This window comes from Nonomuraea sp. NPDC001699 (genome assembly GCF_053596455.1).
This window is the reverse complement of the sequence record NZ_JBSFGF010000008.1, coordinates 201,196-222,569: the sequence shown is the minus strand read 5'-3', so window position 1 is coordinate 222,569 and position 21,374 is coordinate 201,196. Positions and strand designations below refer to the sequence as shown.

General features: G+C 70.6%; 22 protein-coding genes and 1 pseudogene. 10 read left to right on the top strand and 13 right to left on the bottom strand.

Annotated features, from left to right (window positions below; genetic code table 11):
- Positions 1 to 8: 8 nt before the first annotated feature.
- Entirely contained in the window at positions 9 to 911 is a 903-nt protein-coding gene (locus ACWCSU_RS25320) for a LysR substrate-binding domain-containing protein (protein WP_449937991.1), read from the bottom strand.
- Between the two features lie 188 nt (positions 912 to 1,099).
- Here ACWCSU_RS25320 and ACWCSU_RS25315 point away from each other — a divergent pair, with 188 nt between their 5' ends.
- The gene (locus ACWCSU_RS25315; RefSeq protein ID WP_357708380.1) at positions 1,100 to 1,405 is read left to right on the top strand and encodes a DUF1330 domain-containing protein; all 306 of its coding nucleotides are present in this window, start codon (positions 1,100 to 1,102) and stop codon (positions 1,403 to 1,405) included.
- 133 nt (positions 1,406 to 1,538) lie between these two features.
- Here ACWCSU_RS25315 and ACWCSU_RS25310 read toward each other — a convergent pair whose 3' ends face one another.
- The gene (locus ACWCSU_RS25310) at positions 1,539 to 5,498 is read right to left on the bottom strand and encodes a S8 family serine peptidase (RefSeq protein ID WP_449937989.1); all 3,960 of its coding nucleotides are present in this window, start codon (positions 5,496 to 5,498) and stop codon (positions 1,539 to 1,541) included.
- Positions 5,499 to 5,673: 175 nt separating this feature from the next.
- Between ACWCSU_RS25310 and ACWCSU_RS25305 the strand changes: the two genes are divergently transcribed.
- Positions 5,674 to 6,648 carry a helix-turn-helix domain-containing protein gene (locus ACWCSU_RS25305; protein WP_357708382.1) on the top strand — a complete coding sequence of 325 codons (975 nt, stop codon included), beginning with the start codon at positions 5,674 to 5,676 and terminating at the stop codon, positions 6,646 to 6,648.
- An 87-nt stretch (positions 6,649 to 6,735) separates the two neighbouring features.
- Here the strand turns inward: ACWCSU_RS25305 and ACWCSU_RS25300 are convergent.
- A pseudogene (locus tag ACWCSU_RS25300) lies at positions 6,736 to 7,593 on the bottom strand (zinc-binding dehydrogenase); the annotation flags it as partial.
- Positions 7,594 to 8,071: 478 nt separating this feature from the next.
- Here ACWCSU_RS25300 and ACWCSU_RS25295 point away from each other — a divergent pair.
- The gene (locus ACWCSU_RS25295) at positions 8,072 to 8,518 is read left to right on the top strand and encodes a hypothetical protein (protein ID WP_357708386.1); all 447 of its coding nucleotides are present in this window, start codon (positions 8,072 to 8,074) and stop codon (positions 8,516 to 8,518) included.
- A gap of 112 nt (positions 8,519 to 8,630) precedes the next feature.
- Here ACWCSU_RS25295 and ACWCSU_RS25290 read toward each other — a convergent pair whose 3' ends face one another.
- Positions 8,631 to 8,918 (bottom strand): winged helix-turn-helix transcriptional regulator, encoded by a 288-nt coding sequence (locus tag ACWCSU_RS25290; RefSeq protein ID WP_449937986.1) that lies wholly within the window; start codon positions 8,916 to 8,918, stop codon positions 8,631 to 8,633.
- Between ACWCSU_RS25290 and ACWCSU_RS25285 the strand changes: the two genes are divergently transcribed.
- Entirely contained in the window at positions 8,904 to 9,302 is a 399-nt protein-coding gene (locus ACWCSU_RS25285) for a hypothetical protein (protein ID WP_449937983.1), read from the top strand. The two genes, ACWCSU_RS25290 and ACWCSU_RS25285, sit on opposite strands and share 15 nt — an antisense overlap.
- Positions 9,299 to 10,321 (top strand): quinone oxidoreductase family protein, encoded by a 1,023-nt coding sequence (locus ACWCSU_RS25280; protein ID WP_449937981.1) that lies wholly within the window; start codon positions 9,299 to 9,301, stop codon positions 10,319 to 10,321. Before ACWCSU_RS25285 ends, ACWCSU_RS25280 begins: the two co-directional genes overlap by 4 nt.
- Positions 10,322 to 10,626: 305 nt before the next feature.
- Here the strand turns inward: ACWCSU_RS25280 and ACWCSU_RS25275 are convergent, their stop codons facing one another.
- Positions 10,627 to 10,848: a hypothetical protein gene (locus tag ACWCSU_RS25275; protein ID WP_449937978.1), complete on the bottom strand. Its 222-nt coding sequence runs from the start codon at positions 10,846 to 10,848 to the stop codon at positions 10,627 to 10,629.
- Positions 10,849 to 10,943: 95 nt separating this feature from the next.
- Between ACWCSU_RS25275 and ACWCSU_RS25270 the strand changes: the two genes are divergently transcribed.
- Positions 10,944 to 11,519 (top strand): TetR family transcriptional regulator, encoded by a 576-nt coding sequence (locus ACWCSU_RS25270; protein ID WP_449937975.1) that lies wholly within the window; start codon positions 10,944 to 10,946, stop codon positions 11,517 to 11,519.
- 59 nt (positions 11,520 to 11,578) lie between these two features.
- On the opposite strand, the gene ACWCSU_RS25265 is transcribed toward ACWCSU_RS25270, so the two are convergent.
- From ACWCSU_RS25265 to ACWCSU_RS25255, 3 genes are all read right to left on the bottom strand, one after another.
- A complete protein-coding gene (locus ACWCSU_RS25265; protein ID WP_449937972.1) occupies positions 11,579 to 12,001 on the bottom strand; it encodes a DUF4267 domain-containing protein in 423 nt (140 codons plus the stop codon).
- Between the two features lie 28 nt (positions 12,002 to 12,029).
- Positions 12,030 to 12,512, bottom strand: coding sequence for a cupin domain-containing protein (locus ACWCSU_RS25260; RefSeq protein WP_449937969.1), 483 nt, complete (start codon positions 12,510 to 12,512; stop codon positions 12,030 to 12,032).
- 71 nt (positions 12,513 to 12,583) lie between these two features.
- Positions 12,584 to 13,753 (bottom strand): FAD-dependent monooxygenase, encoded by a 1,170-nt coding sequence (locus ACWCSU_RS25255; RefSeq protein ID WP_449937966.1) that lies wholly within the window; start codon positions 13,751 to 13,753, stop codon positions 12,584 to 12,586.
- A gap of 59 nt (positions 13,754 to 13,812) precedes the next feature.
- Between ACWCSU_RS25255 and ACWCSU_RS25250 the strand changes: the two genes are divergently transcribed.
- Positions 13,813 to 14,355, top strand: a complete 543-nt coding sequence (locus ACWCSU_RS25250; RefSeq protein ID WP_397041876.1) for a TetR/AcrR family transcriptional regulator — start codon at positions 13,813 to 13,815, stop codon at positions 14,353 to 14,355.
- Positions 14,356 to 14,641: 286 nt separating this feature from the next.
- Here ACWCSU_RS25250 and ACWCSU_RS25245 read toward each other — a convergent pair whose 3' ends face one another.
- Complete coding sequence (locus tag ACWCSU_RS25245; protein WP_449937964.1) at positions 14,642 to 15,070, bottom strand: GNAT family N-acetyltransferase; 429 nt, start codon at positions 15,068 to 15,070, stop codon at positions 14,642 to 14,644.
- A 33-nt stretch (positions 15,071 to 15,103) separates the two neighbouring features.
- Between ACWCSU_RS25245 and ACWCSU_RS25240 the strand changes: the two genes are divergently transcribed.
- On the top strand, positions 15,104 to 15,424 hold the full coding sequence (locus tag ACWCSU_RS25240; RefSeq protein WP_449937961.1) for a TetR/AcrR family transcriptional regulator C-terminal domain-containing protein: 321 nt from the start codon (positions 15,104 to 15,106) through the stop codon (positions 15,422 to 15,424).
- A 59-nt stretch (positions 15,425 to 15,483) separates the two neighbouring features.
- On the opposite strand, the gene ACWCSU_RS25235 is transcribed toward ACWCSU_RS25240, so the two are convergent.
- Entirely contained in the window at positions 15,484 to 16,563 is a 1,080-nt protein-coding gene (locus ACWCSU_RS25235) for an LLM class flavin-dependent oxidoreductase (RefSeq protein WP_449937959.1), read from the bottom strand.
- Between the two features lie 93 nt (positions 16,564 to 16,656).
- The gene (locus ACWCSU_RS25230) at positions 16,657 to 17,262 is read right to left on the bottom strand and encodes a helix-turn-helix domain-containing protein (RefSeq protein WP_449937956.1); all 606 of its coding nucleotides are present in this window, start codon (positions 17,260 to 17,262) and stop codon (positions 16,657 to 16,659) included.
- Positions 17,263 to 17,377: 115 nt separating this feature from the next.
- Here ACWCSU_RS25230 and ACWCSU_RS25225 point away from each other — a divergent pair, with 115 nt between their 5' ends.
- The gene (locus ACWCSU_RS25225) at positions 17,378 to 18,196 is read left to right on the top strand and encodes an MBL fold metallo-hydrolase (protein WP_449937954.1); all 819 of its coding nucleotides are present in this window, start codon (positions 17,378 to 17,380) and stop codon (positions 18,194 to 18,196) included.
- 252 nt (positions 18,197 to 18,448) lie between these two features.
- Positions 18,449 to 18,622: a hypothetical protein gene (locus ACWCSU_RS25220; protein ID WP_449937951.1), complete on the top strand. Its 174-nt coding sequence runs from the start codon at positions 18,449 to 18,451 to the stop codon at positions 18,620 to 18,622.
- Between the two features lie 162 nt (positions 18,623 to 18,784).
- Here the strand turns inward: ACWCSU_RS25220 and ACWCSU_RS25215 are convergent, their stop codons facing one another.
- A complete protein-coding gene (locus ACWCSU_RS25215) occupies positions 18,785 to 20,011 on the bottom strand; it encodes a hypothetical protein (RefSeq protein WP_449937949.1) in 1,227 nt (408 codons plus the stop codon).
- A 7-nt stretch (positions 20,012 to 20,018) separates the two neighbouring features.
- Positions 20,019 to 21,080, bottom strand: a complete 1,062-nt coding sequence (locus ACWCSU_RS25210) for a M23 family metallopeptidase (protein ID WP_449937947.1) — start codon at positions 21,078 to 21,080, stop codon at positions 20,019 to 20,021.
- Positions 21,081 to 21,374: the final 294 nt, after the last annotated feature.

Here is a 21,374-nt window from a genome sequence, read left to right as displayed (position 1 = left end):
CTTGCGCGTCAGTCCGGCAGCCAGTGCAGCTCGTGCGCCAGGGTTTTGGCGACGGCACGGATGCGGCGGTGCAGCGGCGATGGCTCGCGTGGGAGGACCAGGTGGATCGTCAGGCTGGGCGCGCCCCGCAGCGGTCGCCAGGTGAGACCGGCCGGTTGTGTCATGACCGCGGCTTCTCCGGCCGGGGCGAGGGTGACCCCGTCGCGCAGGTCGTGCTGAGACATGTCGAAAGAGACTGCGGGCGTGTGGAATCGGGGGTGTGGCCGGGCGTCTCGGAACAGTGCGGACAGCTGATCGTGGATCACGGGGTTGGCCGCACGGTCCGGGAGTCGCAGCGGATACGCGGCCGCGTCGGCGATCTCGATCTCCGGGTGTTCGGCCAGCGGATGGTGCTGCGCCAGCTGGACCCCGACGCGCTGACGCCGCAGCAGGAACCGGCGCACGCCATGGCCCGGCTGTTCACCGCGGGTGATCCCGGCATCGATGCGGCCGTCGGCGACCGCGGGGGAGATCTCCGGTGTCGCCATCGGGACCGCGCCGACCGCGAGTCCGCTGTTGCCGCGCATCAGCCTGTCCACCAGGGCCGGTGCCGTCTCGGCCCCGGTGCTGAGGCTGTATCCGATGCGCAGCGTGCCCAGTTCACCGGCCGCCGCGCTCCGGGCGGTGTCCCATGCCCGGTCCAGCGCCGCCAGCGCGGGTGGCGCGGACTCCGCCAAAGCCGCACCGGCCCTGGTCAAGACGACGGTACGGGTGTTGCGGACCAGCAGGGCCGTACCGAGTTCCGCCTCCAATCGGCGCATCCGGGCACTGAGTGCGGGCTGTGCGATACCGATCCGTGCGGCCGCGCGGGTGAAGTTCAACTCCTGCGCCAGCACCAGGAAGTACCGCAGGCTCACCGTATCCGGCGCCACGCGCCCTCCCTGCCGATTGATAACGATCCGTTCTGAGTCTAGCCCGAACCGGTCTTTCCCTCGATCGCCTGTCGAGCCCTAACCTGCGCATATGACGATTCAGCCGACCGCATTACCCGTCGCCGGGATCGATCGATCTGAGTGTCAATTCGCAGTCGGACGTGTCCGGCCGAACATAGGAGGCTTCCATGGCCAAGGGCTACTGGGTCAGTGTCTACCCCGTCATTTCCGACCTTGAGCGGCTGGCTGCCTACGACAAGCTGGCCGGTCCCGCTGTCCAGGCCGGGGGCGGGCGCAACCTGGCCCTCCTCCCGTCCCTTGGCGGTCGAGTCGTCGCCCACGAGGCCGGGATCACGCAGCGCGTCGTTCTGATCGAGTTCGACAGCTTTGAACAGGCCGTCGCGGCATACGAGAGCGAGGCATACCAAAAGGCGCTGGTGGTCTTCCCCGACGGCGTCGAGCGCGACTTCCGCATCATCGAAGGCAACGACTGACCGGCGGGCCCAGCCGTCGCTGAGCATCCGTCACCTGATACGCACACCGTCAACGGCGTCCTTGGCCGCCGCCATACCCTGAGCGCCTCCGGGCCGTAGCGGGGGCAGAGTGTTTCTGCCCCCGCTATCGCGGTTACTTCACGGAGTAGGCGTCGGCGAGGACCTGCTGGACGGAGTTGCCGTCCTTGTCCTTCGCCTCGACCTTGATCGAGATGCTGCCCGGCCCGCCGGGGTTCTGCACGAGCACCTTCTCGCCGGCCACCGCCGTGGCAGCCGTCCAGTGCGCGCCCTTGTCGGCGGAGATCCAGACTCCTCGCAGCGACGGCGCCCTGCCGCCTTGCGGCTTGACGGTGAAGGTGAACGGCTTGCCCGCCTGGACGGTGTCGTTCTCCGGCAGCCCGAGCCCGTACGCGAGGTGGATCAGCGGCGCCTGGGCGCAGGGCTGCTTGTCACCCCACAGCACCGTGTCCAGGCAGGGCTGCGGGGCGCTGTCGCCCGTCGGACGGGCGGACCGGAACGTCCAGGTGGTCTCGACGCCGGTGCCGGAGTGCTTGCCGGCGAACCCGTCCTTCCACGAGTCCGTGAGCCGGTACGCGCCCGACCCGGCGGGGACGGTGTAGTAGGGCAGGCCCATGTCGTCGTACTGCGGCTTGACCTCGGTGGCGCCGCTGAACAGGTGGATCTCCTCGGTCCCCGGAGCGCCCTGGTACATGTGGCCCGGGTTGGAGGCGTCGGAGTAGTAGCCGTAACCGAGCGAGGTGAGCGCGCGCAGCCGCAGCCGGTCGCCCTGGCGGCAACCGTCGCAGTAGACGGCCGAGGTGACCCAGTCCGGCAGGTCGGGGCCGGTGGTGAACTGGGAGGGGACGATGGATTCGTTCCAGTCCTCCCGTTCCTTGGCGGCGCCGGCGAAGCCGCGCAGGGAGCTGGCGACGCGAGCCTCGCCCGAGGTGGTGAGGTCGAAGAAGGCGTAGTCACGCCCCCACAGCACGTCCCGGCCGGCCGCGTTGTAGTACTCGGTCCTGGTCGTGGGCCCGGTGAAACTGTGCGAGCCGCGGATGCTGAAGCGCTGCTCGGGGGAGTAGGTGTGGTCGACCTCGATGAAGTTCGCGTCCGGCCCCCACGTGCCCGCCGGCGGCGGGAACTGCGCGTGGTAGGTGGTCGCGACCTCGGTGAGGTCGCGGGGCTTCGGGGCGAAGTTCAGGCGGCCCGCTGTGGTCCCCTTCACGTAATAGGCCAGTTTGTACTCGAACGGGGTGGTGGGCGTGACGTGCAGGCCGGCGCTCGGGTACGGCTTGCGAGCCAGGGCCTTGCCGAGCTGGTCGGCCTCGCCGCTGTCGATCCACAACAGCGGGATCCTGTTCTGCGCCGCGTAGGCGGGGTCATGGAGGATCCACGCGAACCGGTCGCTGGTGACCACGCCCGCGGCCCCCGCCTTGATGGCCAGGTCCAGGTCGGCCAGGAAGGGGTCGAGCGCGTCCCTGGCCGGGAGGAAGACGAGTTTGCCGCGCGCGTCCGCGCCGCCGCGCAGGTCGTCGCCCGTGGTCAGGCTCAGCCGCCGGTCGGCGGCGAACTTCGGCACCAGCGCGTCGTGCTCGCTGATGTAGTGGGGGCTGAGCCGGAGCCCCGGCACGGCCAGCTCGACCTCGGGAGCGCGGCGGATCTGGTCGAAGAGCACCGTGGACGTGCCCACCGTGGGCGCCTTCCGCACCCGCGTGACCCAGTACTTGCCCCTGTTGAGCACCTGGTAGCTCAGCAGCGAGGCGCTCGCGTACATCTGCCCCGAGGCGGTCGTGCGGGCGGCCATCACGTTCGTGAACACCGGCTCTGACGGGCGCGGCGTGCTCACCTGGATGGGCTCGACGTCGGTCGCGTCGAGGGTCACCGTGGTGTCGCCGTCGAGCTTGATCTCGGGAGCGAGCAGCACGGAGTACTGCATCTGCCGGTCCGGCTTGGTGAACCACGAAGGCGTGGCGCTGAGGGAGTAGACGCCGCCGTGAGCGAGTTTGAGCTCGGTCTCCAGCGTGCCCGGCGTGTCGGTGGTCCGCCAGTCCAGAACGTCCGTGTTCATCGGCTCCCCTTCGAGGAGCGGGTCGGTGTCGCTGACGCGCACGGCGGACAGCACGTTCTGGAGCACCGTCCACTCCGGCCGGCCGACGAACCTGACGCGCACGGTGTCCGTCCTGGCGCCCTTGCGGAACGCGATCGGCGCCGTCAGGCGGGTCGTGCCCGCCGTGGCCGTCAGGCGCCCCTCGTACCAGCCCGGGTCGCCGAGCGTGGGCTCGATGGTGAGGTCCGCGCCCGCGGACCCGCCCGCGGGGACGGTCAGCGACGACGGGCTGAGCGTGGCCATCCCGGAGGGCGGCTGGGCGTCGCCGTGCTTCAGCGTCATGGACAGGTTCAGCGTGACCGGTTCCTTGCCGGTGTTGCGGAAGGTCACCTTCCTGGTCAGCGTCTGGCCGGTGTACGGGTCGCTGAAGCCGGCGTAGACCGTCGCCAGGTCGTCGAAGACCTGCTGGGTGACGGCCTGCCCGATGTCCAGCCGCCCGGAGCCCTGGTCGTAGAGCGGGTCGTCGCCCGGCTTCGCGGTGGCCGTCAGAGCGGTCTTGAGCTGCTCGGACGTCCAGTCGGGGTGCTGCGCGGCGAGGATGGCGGCGGCGGCCGCGACGTGCGGCGCGGCCATCGAGGTGCCGGACGCCGCGGTGTAGTTGTCGTCGATCGGGCCGCCGCCCGGGATGCTGCTGCCCGAGCCCAGCGAGGTGCCCGCCGCGCGCGCCGCGATGATGTTCACGCCGGGTGCGGTGATCTCCGGCTTGATCGCGAAGTCGTCGCTCAGGCGGGGACCGCGGCTGGAGAACGAGGCGACCTTGTCGGCCGGGTCCACCGCGCCGACGGTGAGCGCCGAGGTCGCCGCGCCGGGAGCGCCGACGGTGTACCGGCCGGGGCCCGAGTTGCCCGCCGCGACCACGAACAGCGTGCCGTACTGGGCGGTGAGCTCGTTGGCCGCCTGGCTCAGCGGGTCGGTGCCGTCGGTCGGGTTCGAGCTGCCCAGACTCATGTTGACCACCCGGACGTGCTCGCCGGCCGCCTGCCACTGCATCGCCGCGATGATCTCGGAGTCGTTGCCGCTCCCGTTGTCGCTCAGCGCCTTGGCGATGACCAGTTTGGCGCCGGGGGCGACGCCCTTGTACTTGCCGTTCGAGGCGGCGCCGCTGCCCGCGACGATGGAGGCCACGTGGGTGCCGTGGCCGAACCGGTCGGTGACCTCGTCAGGGTTGCCGCCGCCCGGGCTGCCTTCGGGGACGAAGTTGCGCGCCGCGGCGATCATGCCCTGCAGGTCGGGATGCGCGGTGTCGATCCCGGTGTCGATGATGCCCACCTTCGCGCCCGTGCCGTCGTAGCCGGCCGCCCAGGCGGTGGGTGCGCCTATCTGCGTGTTGCTGACGTCGTCGAACGCCTTGACCTTGCCGTCGAGCCACACCTTGCGCAGGCCGCCCGCCGCGGACCTGGCGCTGCCGAGGCCCTGGTCCCGTCCGAGGGACTGCCAGAACGTGGTGGCCTGCTTCTTGTCCACCTTGATCGCGGCGCCGTCGATGCTGTCCAGCACCATCGGCTCCGCGCCGCCCTTCAGCGACCTCGCCTTGCCCGCCAGGTCGCCGGCCTTGGTCTGCGGCGGGTACTGGACGATGAGGGGGATCTGTGCGGACTTGGCGTCCCCGTACCCGTTGGCCGCCAGGTAGTCGATGTTGAACAGTTCCTTGTCAAGGATTCCCTTGGTGACGTAAGGCCCGGCGTCAGCGGGGATCACGTAGTAGCCGTGATCGTCCTGCTGCGCCTGGAACGTCCGAGCCTCCCGGCCGTCGCCGGGCTCCAGTGTCGCCGACGCGCGGCCCTTGCCGTCCTTGGTGTAGGTGACGGTGTCCCCGGTGATCAGCGTGATCTTGACCGGTGGCGTGCCGGTCACCCGCGCGTCCGTCTTGGCGGCCAGGGGTGTCGCGGTCGTCGCGGTGGCCGCTTCGGGCACCGCGACGAGCGGCACGGCGAGTGCGGCTGCGAGTAAGGCCACGAGTCTGCGGCGCCGAGGGGCGGACAGCATGCGCACAACTCTCTCCAGACTGAAAGATCGTCCATCGTCGCCCATGCGCAATGGAGATCGTTTCCTCGCTGACCTAATCTGGGATTCAGTCAGGACACAAGAGCGCAGAACGGGCCAAAACCCGCCAGGTGGCGGTAACCCGCCGCCTCTGTCGCCGGGAGAAGGGGAGCCGTCGATGCTCGAAGCGATCGGCCTCTCACCGGCCGAGAGCCGTCTGTACGCGACACTCGTCGAGAACCCGCGATCGTCCGCCGACGAGCTCGCCACGCAGTGCGGGATCTCGCCGCTGCTCGCGGGCCGTACGCTGGCGGCCTTCGCGCGGCGCGGCCTCGCCAGCAGGCTGCCGGGCCGCCGCGCCCGTTATGTCGCCGTCGCTCCCGACATCGCCATCAGGCCGCTGCTCGCCCGTCACGAGGAGGAGCTTCACCAGGTACGTACGGCCATCAGCGAGCTGACCAGCTCGTTCAACCTGGCCTCCCGCTACGCGACGCATCCGGCCGAGCAGGTGGAGGTCATCACGGGGACCGACAACATCGTCAACAGGGCGTACGCGCTGCAGGACAGCGCCCAGGTCATGTTCCGCAACATCGACAAGCCCCCGTACGCCATGCGCGGTCACGGCGACAACGTCGCGCGCGAGCGGCACATGCTCAAGTCGGGCATCGACTACCGCACCGTGTACGACCGGGAGGCCCTGGAGGTCCCCGGCAAGTTACGCCTCATCCAGGAGTCCATCGCCCACGGGGAGAAGGCCCGCGTGGTGGCCGAGGCGGCGGCCAAGATCTGGATCGCCGACGACGCGCTCGCGCTGATCCCCATCCGCAACAGGTCCAACTCCATCGACGCGGCGTTCATCCTGCACCAGTCGGCCCTGCTCGACGCGCTGATCGCGTTGTTCGAACGGGAGTGGCAGCGGGCGTTGCCCTTACGCGCGGCCCCCCGACCCGCTGCGCACACCGATGAGCTCGACGAGCTGACCAGGGAACTGCTCGGGCTGCTCGCGGGCGGCCTGACGGACGAGGCCATCGCGCGGGCACTGGGGCTCGGGCTGCGTACCGTACAGCGCCGCATCCACGCCGTCATGCGCGACCTGAACGCCGTGACCCGCTTCCAGGCCGGCCTGGAGGCCCGGGAGCGCGGCTGGATCTAGCTGTCGAACAGGTCGGCGCGTGGGCTCTGGCCCTGCTGGGCGAGGACGGGGACCTCGCCAGGCGTTCACGCACGACTGGCGTGGTGGTCAGGGCAGCAGGAGGGCCTTGACGGCGCGGCGTTCGTCCATGGCGCGGTAGGCCTCGGCGGCCTGGTCAAGGGGGAGGGCGAGGTCGAAGACCTGTCCTGGGTCGATCCGCCGGTTCCAGATGAGGTCGATCAGCTCGGGCAGGTACTGGCGGACCGGGGCGGGCCCGCCGTGCAGGTGGACGAGGGAGAAGAAGAGCTCGTCGCCGGGCAGGGCGACGTCGTGGGAGACGCCGACGAAGCCCACGTGTCCACCGGGCCGCGTGGCACCGATGGCCTGCGTCATCGACTCCTGGGTGCCGACGGCTTCGACGACGCTGTGCGCGCCGAGCCCGCCGGTGAGCTCCTTGATCCGGGCCACGCCCTCGTCGCCGCGTTCGGTGACGATGTCGGTGGCGCCGAACCGCAGGGCCAGGTTCTGGCGCGGCTCGTGGCGGCTCATCGCGATGACGCGTTCCGCGCCGAGCTGCCTGGCGGCCAGCACCGCGCACAGGCCGACGGCCCCGTCGCCGACGACCGCGACAGTCCTGCCAGGTCCGGCCTGTGCGGCGACGGCGGCGAACCAGCCGGTCCCCAGCACGTCGGACGCGGCCAGCAGGCTCGGCACCAGCTCTGGCGTCGGCATGCCGGGGGTGGCCACGAGGGTGCCGTCGGCGAGCGGGATGCGCGCGTACTCGGCCTGGGTGCCGATCGCGCCCATGAGGACGCGGTGGACGCAGGCGCTCTGGTAGCCCGAGCGGCAGATCTCGCAGGTGTTGTCGGAGGCGCAGAACGAGCCGACCACGAACTGGCCCGGCTTGATCGTGGTGACCTCGCTGCCGACCTCCTCGACGACGCCGACGTATTCGTGGCCCAGTGGACGGCTCGGTCGCCCACGCGTCGAGGTCCTGGGAGCCTGGTAGGCGAGCGTTTACCGGGAACGGCGTGCGGCTGCCGGGTGAGAACGCGACAGGACAAGCCGTGGGACAAGGCCGGCGGTCGGCTGCGGGCGGAACCCATGTGGTGCGCGGCTTGTGCCACCGCACCTGTCCGCGGGGTCGCCTCAGATCGCGCCGGTCGTCGAACGACCGGCGGGCAGACCGCTTCAGCTACGGCGAAGACGGATGAACTTCTCGATCACGCCTGAGAGCGGAGTCGGCGCCGCGCATGCGTCTGGGATGAGCTGACGCCGCTGTTTCTGCAGCACGTCCAGCCCTACGCCGAGGTACGGCTGGACGCGTTCGGAGCTCATGGCACGCGCCGTTCGCCGTGCCCGAACCTGGTTGGGCCGCTGAAAGTGCGTTGCAGGCGGTCTGCTCCTCAATGGTGGTCAAGTCCCCATGCAAGAGGAGGATCTGATGAACCGCAGCTTGCGTACCCTGTTCGGCCTGACCGCCACCGCCGCGGCCATCGCCCTGGCCGTCCCGGCCATGAGCGTCGCCGCGAACGCGTCGCCGCCCTCGCCTTCCGACATCAACAACCCCAGCCACGCCCACGATCTCGCCCGGGCGCGCTCGTTCCTGTTCACCTACACCTTCAACGACCACCTCAAGGTCGCCGGCGGCAACTTCACCGTCGACCGCCGCGTCTTCGTGACCGTCAAGTTCAACAACGGCGTCACGAAGTTCTCCAGATGGGTGATCGCCCGCACGCACCCGGTCACGCCCGGCGGTGCCGTCTACGTGGAGACGACCATCGCCGCCCCCTGCGCCGGAGGCAAGAACGGCTACGCGCAGGCCTACGACGAGGCCACTCGTACCTGGTCGCCGCGACTGCCGGTGACGATCTGCCAGCGCATCGACTGACGGCCGACGAACATCTTCGTCCCCCGGTAGATGAGCCCCAGCTATCCGACCACCTTTCCGCCGCCCCGGGCGTGCTCCTTTCCGAATGCACCACCCGCCCGCCGAGCGCCCCTCAAGGGTTGGTGGGGAGGGTGATCCAGTCCAGCGCCCAGCGGTTGAGGTCGAGCAGCACGGTGCCGAGCGCGGCGCCCTTCTCGGTCAGTCGGTAGTCGACCCGTACCGGAGTGGTGGCCTGCACGACCCGCTCGACGAGCCCGTCGGCCTCCAGATCCTTCAGGCGCTGCGACAGCAGCTTGTCGGTCATGCCGGGAACGGCCGCCGCGATGTCGCTGAACCGCTTCCCGACCTGCGGGTGACCGCCCAGCCGGTGCCGGCCGGGGGACTCGTGCTCGAAGGGCACGAGCTGCGTCCGATCGAGGTCGGCCACAGTGACGGCGACGACTCCACCGTGCTGCACGTACCGGTGCTCGGCCTGGTCGTCGCCGGTGACGTCGCGTACAACAACGTGCACCAGTACCTCGCCGACGGCGGTATCGACGCCTGGCTCCAGGCCATCGAGACGGTCCGCGCCCTGCGGCCCGCAGCGGTGGTGGCCGGGCACAAGGATCCGGATCGCCCGGACGATCCACGCATCCTCGACGAGACCGCCGAATACCTGCGTACCGCTCTTGAGGTGGTCGCCGCCAAGCCCACCCCCCGGGAGTTCTTCGACGAGATGACCCAGCGCTACCCGGACCGCCTCAACCCGGGCACCGTCTGGCTCAACGCGCAGCGGCTGGCATGATGCGCGCCGTACGGTTCCACGAGTTCGGCGGCCTGGAGAGCCTGCGGATCGACCAGGTGCCGCGACCGACGCCGGACGATGCCGAGGTGCTGATCCAGATCACCCGCGCCGGGGTGAGCCCACTCGACGACAAGGTCCGCAACGGTGTGCTGCCCCCGTCGATGCGCAAACCGCTGCCGCTGCTCCCCGGCGCCAGCGCCGTGGGCCGGGTGATCGACCCCGGCGCCTCCGGACCCGCGCCCGGGACGCGCGTCCTGCTGTGCGGCTGGGGCTACGGGACGAAACTCGACGGCACGTGGCGGGAAGAGGCGGCCGTCCCGTCCAGCCACCTCGTTCCCATCCCGGAGCAGGTCGGCGATGACGAGGCCGCGGCCCTGGCGGCCGGTGCGGGATATCTGACCGCCTGGTTGGCGCTCACCGAAGTCGCCCGCGTCCAGCCGGGGCAGGTCGTGCTGGCGCCCGGCGTCTACGGCGCGGTGGCCTCGGCCGCGGCGCAGGTGGCCCCGCTCCTCGGCGCCTCCAGGGTCATCTCCACCGCCCGCGGCGCCGACCGTCTCGCGGCGCTCCCGCAGACCGACGGCCTCGACGTCATCGACCTCGAAACCGAAACACTGGCCTCCGGCGTCGCCTGGCTGACCGACGGCGCCGGCGTGGACGCGGTCCTCGACGGTCTCGGCGGCGACCTCATCGGTCAGGCGCTCGGTGCGCTGCGTCAGGGCGGGGTCGTGGTCAGCATCGGATACACGGCCGGCACCAAGGCGGCCATCGACGTCACCGACCTGATCTGGAAGACCGCCCGGCTCGAAGGATTCCTGTTCACCGCGTTCGCCCAGCAGGACCTCGCCGACGCCTACGGCACCCTGCTCGGGCATCTGGCCGCAGGCGCCCTGCGACCGGCGATCGACCGGGTCTATCCGCTGGAGCAGGCCGCCGAGGCACAGCGCCGGGTCGTCGAGGACCGTCCAATCGGCAGAGTCTTCCTCGACCCCCAGGCACAGAAGGGCCTTCGAGGAGGCTGAGTGCCGGAAGTAGCGACCTGGGGCTTCTTCGCCTGTCCGCGATCCGTGACGTGATGGCCGTGACGTCCCACAGCTCCGGCCGGCCGGACGGCGCCAGGACCTCGGTGACCTTGGCGACCTCGCGGCGGGGTGCGGGTCGGTCCGTGGAGCCAGGTGATCGTCCGCAGAGGCTTCTCCCAGGAGCGGCGCAGGTCGAGGACGTGCTGACGGCGTGCCCCGACACTACGGCCGGTGCTGCGGTACGCGGCCCGCAAGGCCATTGAGGTGCAGCTCGCCCACGCGGGCGCTCTCCCGGATCTCCGATGTCAGCGGGGGTGCCGGTGAAGGCGGGTGTGGACGCGCAGGAGGCCGGGGACGATGGCGTACACCACGGCGGGGACCACGATTCCGGTGAGGACGAGGGTGCGCAGCGGAAGCGGCAGCGGTGCGAGGACGGGCCCCATCACCACCTGGACCAGCATGATCATCGAATAGACCGACAGCCAGGTGATCGCGGCGCGACGGTGAACGGAGGGAGCGGGAGTCATGATCAAGCCTTTCGAAGTACATTTCCAACTCGCTGGTTGGATATTGGCATGACAGACTCCAACTGTCCAGTTGGATTTTCGGCTATGCTTCGGCCATGGCCTGGAACACGGAGAGGACGCGGAAGCTCCTGCTGGACGCGGCGGTGCGGGAGTTCGCCGACCACGGCCCGGAGGCGGCCCGGCTGGATCGGGTGGCCGCCGCCGCGGGCGTCAACAAGGAGCGCATCTACCAGTACTTCGGCAACAAGGAGCAACTGTTCGCCGCCGTGCTGACCTGGGCGCTGAAACAGCTCGCCGAGGCCGTGCCGCTGGACGACGCCCTGGCCGGCGACCTGCCGGAGTACGCCGGCCGCGTGTACGACTACCACCGTGAGCATCCGCAGTTCATCCGTCTGCTGCACTGGGAGGGGCTGCACCGCGCCGCCGGCCCCATCGCGGCGGGGGAGGAGCGCGGCGCCCACTACGCCTCCAAGCTGGCAGCGCTCGCCGCCGCCCAGAAGGCGGGTGCCCTGAACGCGGACTTCGCGCCCAGCGAACTGCTCCACGCCGTGATCGCCCTGGCCGGATGGTGGTACGCCACGCCGCAGCTGGTTCACATGATCATGGGACAGGACGGTGCGGACAACGCTCGCGACACCCTCGTCGGCCTGGTCGCCAAGATCGTCGCATGACGCCACCCCACAGCCCGCCCCAAACGTGGGAAAACGCCAGGCGGGTGGGGGCCGGCCCGTCAAGCGACGGGTTGCGGTGACCCGGTCCGGGAACCGCTGAGCAACAGGCCGCCGGCGAGGACGACCGCCGCGGCGGTGGCGCCGTGCACGCCGAAGGCGGTTGCGGGGTCTCCACCGGAGAGCAGCACGATGAACATGTCGCCGATCGGGGTGAGCGCCGCAGCCAGCATCACCCACCCCAGGACCCGGCGGTTGCCGGTCATCAGGACCGCGAGAATCACCAGGCCGGACGCCAGATCCCGAACGCCCTTGACGGCGAGGAATCCCGCACCCTCGCCATGCGGCCAGCTCGGCAGGCCGAAGTTGGGCGCCATGGATTGAGGGGCCAGCAGATAGCTCACCCCGACATAGCCGATGAACAGGGCGCCGACGAAAGCGAGAACAACACCGACAGTGGTACGAGATGGCACCTTTGCGGACATCAAGACATCTCCTTCAATGCTGATGGGGTCAGGACGCCTGGCGGTCGCGGGTCCAGGCGGGGCTGTCGAGGAAGTGGTTGTCGTAGAGGTCCTGGGAGGCCAGCAGTTCCTCGAGCGTGGCCTCGCCTTTGCGTAGGCGGTCGAGCAGGCGGAAGTACTCGAAGCGCTGAATGCCAGGGGCGACGATGACGAGAAGGTCGGCTGTGCAGCCGGGGGCCGCGGCGAAGGCATGGGGCGTCAACGGGGGCACGGACGCCACGTCGCCCGCCTCCAAGGTCACGATCTCCTCGCCTGCCAGGACGCGCGCCCTGCCGTCCAGGATGTAGAAGAGTTCGGTCGAGGTGGCGTGGTGGTGCGGCACGGCGCCGTCGGCGCCGTCGGCGAGCGTCATCCTGATGGTGCTCAGCGCACCGCCGGTGTCGCTGGAGTCGAGCAGCAGTCGTCCGGTGGCGGTGGGCGAGATGATGGTCTCGGCGTCGATCTCGTGGACGACTGCCGTTTCTACGATCATTGACAAGTCAGGCTCACTTCGAGGGCAGGGGACACGGGTCGTTTCTGCGCAGGCTCGCGGGCCGCGAGGTGTCACCAGGTGGGCAGGTCGATGGCGGTGGCGGCGCGGTGGATGGGCTCGACGACCTTGGCCATGATCCGGTCCTTGCCGGGCAGCAGGCCGACCAGGCGCAGCATCAGCATCGACAGGCGCACCTGGGAACGGCTCGACAGGACCATCCGTTTGATGTTGGCGGTGCCCAGGGCCTGGTTGGCCTCGACGAAGGAGCGCATCCGCGCCTCGTACGCGGGGAAGGCGATGGTGTGGTCGCCGCCGGCCCGTTTGAGCTCGGCCGCCAGCACGTACGCGCCGACCAGCGCGAGGCTGGTGCCTTGGCCGGAGGCGGGCGAGGCGCAGTAGGCCGCGTCGCCGACCAGCGCGACCGGGCCGGTGTGCCAGGTGTCCATGCGCACCTGGCTCATGGAGTCGAAGTAGAAGTCGGGCGCGCCGGTCATGGCCTCCAGCAGGCGCGGCACCTCCCAGCCTGAGCCGCGGTAGGCGTCGGCCAGGGCCTGCTGCTGCTCGGCGCGGTCGCCTGCCCTGCCGGTGGCGGCCCACAGGAACATGGCCTTCGCGCCGGTGTCCTGGCGGGTGCTGTAGAGCAGCGCCGTGCGGCCGGGGCCGACGTAGGTGAGTTCCTCGCGGTCGAGCCCGAGGTGGTTGGGCACGCTGAAGATCGAGACGTTGTAGCCCATGTCGTGGACGAAGCGCTCCTCGGGCCCGAAGGCCAGGGCGCGGGTGTTGGAGTGCAGTCCGTCGGCGCCGATGACGAGGTCGAAGTCGCGGACGAGCCCGCCGGCGAAGGTGACCCGGGTGCCGTCGATGGCGGCGATGGAGTCGCCGAAGACGTACTCGACGCCGTCAGTCGCCTCGTGGAGGAGCCGGACGAGGTCGCCGCGGTGCAGTTCGGCGTCCTGGTGGACGCGGCCGCCGAAGCTGTCGCCGTCCATGCTGGCCACCTTGCGGCCCTCGCCGTCGACGACCGAGCCGGTGCGGACGTCGGTGCGGAGGGCACGGATCTCCTCCAGCAGGCCCATCCTCTCGACGACATCGAGGGCGGCGCCCCGGATGTCGACCTTGTAGCCGCCTTCGCGGACGTCGGTGGCGCGCTCGACGACAGTCGGGGTGAAGCCGTGCTCGCGAAGCCAGTAGGCCAGGGTCGTGCCCGCCATGCTGGCGCCGGAGATCAGGATGTTCTTCATGACCCGAATAGTACGCATGTGTTAGACAGATGTGCAACACGGATGTGTAAGATGGCGTCATGGGAAATCGAGAGGATCTTCTGAACGGCGCCAAGCTCTGCCTCTACGAGAAGGGCTACTTCCACACGACCGCACGTGACATCGCCACCGCGGCCGGGGTCAGCCTGGCGGCGATCGGCTACCACTACGGCACGAAGGACGCGCTGCTCAACGAGGCGGTGGTGGAGGCGATGCAGGAATGGGCCGACGACCTGGGCCGGGCGCTGGCCGAGCCGGGAGACTTCGAGACGACCTGGGCCAAGGTCATCGAGTCCTTCACTCGCGCCAGGCCGCTCTGGGTGATCCAGTTCGAGCTGGTCGCGCACATGGCGCGCACCCCCGAGCTGCGCGAGTCGTTCGCGGAGGCGGGACGGCAGGCCAGGCTGGGGCTGGCGGAGCTGTTCGGCTCCGACTCCGAGAAGGTGGGGGCGGTGATCCAGACGCTGGTGGGCGGCCTGGCGGCGCAGTGGCTGGTGGACCCGGACGGCGCGCCGGCTCCGGCGGACCTGCTGGAGGGCTTGCGGGTCCTGATGGGGCGCGCGCAGGTGCCGTCCGAGCGGTGAGGCCGCGCACCGGTGGTCCGCTCCGAGCGACTAACGATCTCGGGGTTGAGCAAGGAGAGCCCCCGAGAGCCACGACGTCCGGGAACGCGCCCCATTTCCGCTTGACGTGCTGCGAAGTTCGGCCCCTCCGGTGATGGCCCGCCAAGACCAAGGCCTACGAGGAATCCCAGGACCCCGGCCTGGCAGCCGGCCCAGGGCATGCTGATCGTCACTGCTTTGGCTCGTCGTCGGTGGGCGCACGCCGGTCCCCGGATACGCCCGCCCCTACGGTCCGGTGCGGCCGGGACTATTGACGTTCTGTGGACCTCCACGCGCCGGCCTCGGCAGCGCGGCCGGCGCTCCAGATCATCGTCCGCTGGTGGACCCGCCGGCCGTCGTGCCGGAGGCCGGGCACCAGTGGTGCCGGGCCGTGCTCGGCGAAGCCCATGCGCTCGAAGAACCGCACCGCCCGGGTGTTCTCGACCAGGGTCTGCAGGTGGCAGCCGGGAGATCCGGCCTTCCTGAGCCGGTCGAGCCATCGACTCATCAGCCCGTCGGCGGCGCCGGTCCCTCGTGCCTCGGGTGCCACGTTGATGTGCAGGTGCGCGGGCCACCTGGCGTCGGCGAACTCGCCGACGCCAGGCTGCCTGCGGACCGCGGCCCACGCCAGATCGGCCAGGCTGCGCGCGAAGAAGGCCGCCGGCCTGGGACGGAAGACCAGCCGGTAGGTCCGCATCGCCTGCTCTGGCTCGACCGGGCCCTGGACGCGTTGTCCGACACCGGGCTGGACGACGGCCAGACGTTCAACGCCGCCACGGTGCTGAGCGGCTACGCCCTCACCGACGCCACACTCACGCACTCGCTCGGCGCCGGCGGCACGCAGCTCGCGGCCAGGGCCAAGGGAGCCGCCGAGTACGGCGAGATACTCACCGAGGTCCTGGACCCCGAGACGTACCCGGCACTGTCGGCCATGATGCGTTCCGGCCTGCTCAGGGACTCCACCGGCTGGACGGAGGACGCTGACTTCCGGTTCGGCCTCAACCTCCTGCTGGACGGCATAGAGGCCCTGATCGCCCGCCCAGCCCGTTAACCGGCCTTGGCCCCCCTCCGGGGCCGTCTTGGCGCATGTGCGGGACGAGGACGATCTGCTCAGGTGAGCAGGCCCACGAGCTGGGCCATCTCGGCGGGCGGGTCGATCACCGGCTGGATGAGCAGTTCGTCGATGCCGGCCCGTTCCAGGGTGGCGATGCGGGCGCGGAGGTCGTCGCGGGTGCCGACCAGGGCCAGGGTGTTCATCAGCGAGGGCAGGATCAGGTCCCGGTCCTGCGGCGCGATGCGTCCGAGGTAGTCGGGGTAAAGCTTGGTGTGCCGGTCGGGTGCGGTGGCGGTGGTGCCGCGCCGGTCGAGCAGTCGCCGCACCGCCTCGCGTTCCTCGGGGCCGAGTCGCTCGGCGAAGGCGCCTGTGTCGGCGCCTGTGTCGGCGGCTGTGTCGGCGGCTGTGTCGGCGGCGAAGGCCAGCAACGACAGGACGAGGTGGCCCGTCGCGTCCCTGGCCGCGTCGCCGTGGGGGTCCTCGTCCTCGTCGAGTACGTGCAGAGCGGTGACCACGTAGGAGTTCGTAGGGGAGCCGGGAACGCGGGCGGCGCGGCGGCGGGCGTCGTGCAGCGCGTGCCACGCGGTGGGGTCGAGCAGGCCGAAGGAGATCAGGCCGGTGCCACGGCGGCCGGCGACGGCGGCGGCCTTCGGCCCGAGCTGCGCGGCCACGACGAACTCGATCGGGTCGGCCGTGTTCACGTGCGCCCCGGCGTGCAGGAACCGGACGTCGCGCACCCGGTCGCCCTCGCGGTACTCGATGCTTCGTCCGGCGCACAGGTCCTGAAGGGCGGCGGTGAAGTTCTCCATCGTCGCCGCCGTGGTCGGCCGCATGCCCAGCGTGCGGCGGGCGGTGTTGCCGGTGCCGATCCCGCAGATGATCCGGCCCGGGGCCAGGGCGTTGAGGCTGGCGAACCCGCTCGCGGCGGCCGGGGCCGAGCGCAGCGCCGGTGAGGTCACGCCGATGCCCAGCCTGATGCGGCTGGTGGCCTTCGCGCACAGCCCCAGGGCGATGAAGGGGTCGCCGTGGACCATCGGGGTGTCGTTGACCCAGAAACTGTGCAGGCCCAGCTCCTCGGCCCGCACGGCGAGGTCCTCCACACCGGGGTGTGCCGTGACCACGACGCCCGCCCGCATCAGACCTCCAAGGCGCAAGGGACCGACCTGAACGTACCCAGCCTGACATCAGACGGTGGATCGAGCACGTCCAGGCCGGGAAGCCGCGGCCGATCAGGTTCTGCGCGAGATGAACATGATGTACTCGCAGCGGGCGTTCGTGCGGTTGGCGAAGCCGTGGTCGGCGTCGGCCTGGAGGAACAGGGAGTCGCCCGCGTTCAGGGTCTCGACGATCCCGCCGATCGCGACGGTGAGGGTGCCTTCCAGCACCACGAGCTGCTTCTCCGTGCCCGGTGGATACGCGGGCAGCAGCCCGGTGGAGACCTGCGCGGGCAGGTGGTGGACGATCATCTCGGCGCCTCCCGCGCCCGGGGCCGCCGACACCATGTGCCGCTCGAAGCCGGTCTCCGGGTCACGGAAGATCGGGCGGTCGTCCTTGCGCATGACGATGGCCACCCCGGACGCGGCGGCCGGCGCGCCGATCAGGTCCGAGAGCGACGCGTCGAGCGCGTGGGCGATCCTGGACGCGACGCCGATCGTCGGGCTCTTCTCACCGCGTTCGACCTTGGACAACATCGCCCGGCTGACCGACGACTGCGCGGACAGCTGCTCCAGCGTCAGGCCCGCCTCCTCGCGGCGTCGCCGCACGTTGCCGCCGAACGCGCCGGCCAGGTCGTCACCGTGCTCTGGTCCGGCCGCGTTGCCGTGTTGCTCGGTCACCGTGCTCCTCGATCGATGGGTACGTCGCTGTGCACAGTGTAGGGTTTCTTCTAAAGAAGATAGAGTCTTCTATTGAAGACGGGCGCCCTGTGCGCCCAGCACGACGGAGGTTTCCATGCGTTTGATGTCGAGTGGCCGGCTCCATGCCACGTTCGAATTCGGCGATCTACAGGTGGTCTCGTTGCGGGACGGGTACATCGACATGCCGCCGACACGGCTCCGCGACGAGGACGGGCGCACGCTCGACGAGCTGCCGGCCGCCGTCCCGCTGGCCGGGGACAACCTGCGCCTGGCGGTGAACGCCTTCTTCGTCACCGACGGCACGCGGTCGCTGCTCGTCGACACCGGCGCGTCCGACGTCTGGCACGACCCCACCATGGGGCTGATCTACGACGCGCTCGACGAAGCGGGGATCGACCGCGCGCAGGTCACCGACGTGGCCATCACCCACAACCACGAAGACCACGTGAGCGGCCTGATCACGCCGGAAGGTGCGGAGGCGTTCCCCGGACTCGAACGCGTGTGGATCGGCGCGGGCGACACCTCGGTGTTCAGGGGGCGGCTGGAGCCGATCCGCGACCGGGTCGTGCCGGTGTCGGAGAACATGGCGATCAACGACTGGGCCACCGCGATCCCGACACCGGGCCACACACCCGGTCACACCGTCTACGAGGTCAGGAGCGGCGCCGGCCGCCTTCTCGTCTGGGGCGACACCGTTCACGTGCCCACGCTCCAGTTCGACCGGCCGAAGGTGTCGTGGGAGTTCGACGGCGACCAGTCCCAGGCCCGTGCCGCACGAGCGGGCCTTCTGGAACAGCTGATCCGGCCGCAGCACTTCGTGGCGGGCGCCCACCTCGACTCACCCGGCATCGCCCGCGTGAGCTCGTCCGGCGGGGGTTATGCGCTGGAGTACCTCGCGCCACCGATCGGCTGATCGAATCTGGCGCCGCGCCCGCGACGGCGGCCAAGACGGGCAGTGAGTTCGATGCCGCGGTGCCCGTCCTGGGGCCGCTTGATCGCTGGCGGACGGCGGGGACCCCTGCCCGGGGGCGGCCCCCTGGTCGGAGTGCGGTTGCGACCGGGGACGGTAACCGGTCTGTTCGGCGTCGCGGCACGCGGTGGGCGCCGGCCGCGTTGCTGCCGGATGGCCGTTCTCTCCAAGCCGTGACCGGCCGAGGCCAAGCACGTGCTCACCGACCACGCGGTGTTCACGCCGACGGCGGCCGACGCGGCGTTCACGAGTCCCGGCGGCCGGGGCCCTGTCGATCGGCTGGGCATGCTGGTCCAGCTCCGCACGCTGCCGTGGCTCGGGTCGTGGAGCGGCTGGGCCGTGCCGCCCTCAGGCTCGTCTCGGTGCTGAAACCTGTCTCACTCACCTCGGTCGCCGGCACGCTCGCGGCCTGGCCGGCGACGGGAGAGATCGTGTCGTCGGTGATGACCACCACGCCGCGCTCGCGGCCGGCCGGACATGGTGATCGCCACGGACACCTGGGCGAAGCTCCTCCGCTGAGCCCCTCGCGCGCTACTCGAACTTGCCGACGGCGGGGACGTCGCCCTTGGTGCCGTCGCCGAACACGACCGGCGCGACGGTGTTGTCGGCTCTGCGGATGTGGAAGGTGCTGCTCTGCTGTCGGTAGACGGCGAGGTTGGTGTACGGGCCCGCTTGGAAGTGGGCGGGTGCCGGGCGGTCGCCGGGCGCGCCGAAGGCGATCCTCTCGATGCGCCCGTTGGCCCAGCGGATGTAGTAGGCGCCTTCCGACGGGCGGTAGAGGGCCAGGTTGTCGTAGTTGCTGAGCTCGTAGTGGCCGACGGCGGGCACGTCGCCGTCCTGGGCGCCGGGGAAGGGCACTTTCAACACCGATTCGTTCGCACGCCGGATGTGGAAGGTCCGGTCCGACGGGCGGTAGACGGCGAGGTTGTCGTACTCGACGTTCTCGTAACGGCCGGTCGCGGGCAGGTCGCCGGCCTGGCCGAACGGGACGTTCTCGGTCCTGCCGTCGGCCCAGCGGATGACGAAGGCCCCCGCGGATGGCCGGTAGACGGCGAGGTTGTCGAAGTTGCCGCGCTCGTAGTGTCCGACCGCGGGCAGGTCGCCGGGGACGCCGAGGCTCACCCGGGTGAGCGGTGTGCCGTCCAGCTTGCGGATGTAGAACGTGTTGTCCGTGGGGCGGTAGACGGCGAGGTTGGAGGGTGATCGGTCCCATACCGCGCGGGCGACGAGGACGCCGTCGTGGGCCTCCGGCGCGTACCTGTCGGGGTAGGCGGAGCGCTGCACCTTCTGGCAGACCTCGCCGAAGGGGCGCGTCTGCCAGCTCCCGTCGGGGAACTCGCGCAGCATCGCGTTGAGGAAGGCGTTGGTGGCGGCGACCGGATCGTTCCTGTCGATGTTGCCGTAGGAGCCTTCGGTCTGCTGGAACAGGCCGACGCTCGTGCCGTCCCCGCCGTCGAGGTTGTCCATGGTCGCCTCGGTGATGATGGTCGTCACCGCGAGCTCAGCCGCGCGGATCGGCAGCCCGCGGTCCCTGACGACCTGGGTGACGACCCTCGCGCACGAGATGCGGTACGCCGACAGGCTGTCGTGCATCCGCCCGGTCAGCGCCGGGGAGAGCTGGCTCGCGTTCCAGGCGTCGGCGGCCGGCACGCCCTTGGGGTCGCAGGGTAAGGCCGTGAGCGCTGACGCGGGCGGCGGCGCCACCAGCGTGCCGGTCAGCAGGACGACGAGGGCCGGCAGGGCGGCGGTTGTCTTCATCAGGTCCTCACTGGAAGTGGCCGACGGCCGGGATGTCGCCCTTGGTGCCGTCGCCGAACACGACCGGCGCGACGGTGTTGTCGGCTCTGCGGATGTGGAAGGTGCTGCTCTGCTGCCGGTAGACGGCGAGGTTGGTGAGGCGCCCGGTCTCGAAGTAGCCCGGCGCCGGGCGGTCGCCGGGGGCGCCGTAGGCGATCCTGCCGATCTGCTCGTCGGCCCAGCGGATGTAGTAGGCGCCTTCCGACGGACGGTAGAGGGCGAGGTTGTCGTAGTCGCCGGGCTGGTACCGGCCGATCGCCGGCACGTCCCCGCTCTGGGCGCCGGGGAAGGCGATGACCTGCTCGGTCCCGTCGGCCCTGCGGATGTGGAAGGTGCCGTCCGAGGGGCGGTAGACGGCGAGGTTGTCGTAGGGGCTGTTCTGGTAGTGGCCGGGCGCGGGCAGGTCGCCGGCCTGACCGAAGCGCACCTCGCTCAGCAGGCCGCCCGTGTGCCTGCGGATGTAGAAGGTGCTGTTGGAGGTGCGGTAGACGGCGAGGTTGGACACGGCGGTGGTGAACGCGCAGTTGCCGCTGGTGTGCTGCCGGACCTGGCCGTCGGAGATCATCGCCACGCCGTCGATGACGATGGGCACCCGGACGCCGTCGGCGAGCTGCTCGGAATGCAGGTGCGGGCCGGTCGCCTGGCCCGTCTCACCGACCTCCCCCAGTTTCTGGCCGCGTCCGACACTCTGGCCGACCGACACCGACAGCGCTCTCAGGTGCGCGACCCGGCTGCGCCAGCCGCCACCGTGGTCCAGCACGACCTCGTTGCCGTACCCGTTGTTCGGGCCCGCGGACACGACGGTGCCCGCGGCCGAGGCCAGGGCGGGGGTCCCCAGGTCCGAAGGGCCGGAGACGTTGTAGTCGATGGCGTTCGGCACCTCCTCGGCGTGGTGGAAGTAGTCCCGGACCTGGCCGCAGGGCCACGGCGCCTGGAAATCGGGCCGGGGGCCTGCCGCCTGCGCGGGCGCCGCCGTTGACGTGAGCAGGCCGCCGACTGCGACGGCCCCTAAGACCATTCGGACACGCATGGCATCACTCCATCGATGTGAAGGACTCTTCGTCATCAAGATCATCGATTGCGCCGCGCCACACCTCGCCGCGGCCGCCACCAGGGTGGCGGCGGCCCCTCCGACCGGCGCGGCGCCGCAGAGATGGGTGGCGACCCTCCGACCGGCGCGGCGCCGCAGGGATGGGCGGCTTGGCCGGGCTGGGAGCCGGCCGGCCGGAGGTTCTGCCGGGTTCCGCACTGGTTGTGGTGGGCTCGGACGATGCCGCCGAGGCCGGGTCCGGGAGAGATCTCCCGGACCCGTCCGCCGCCTGGA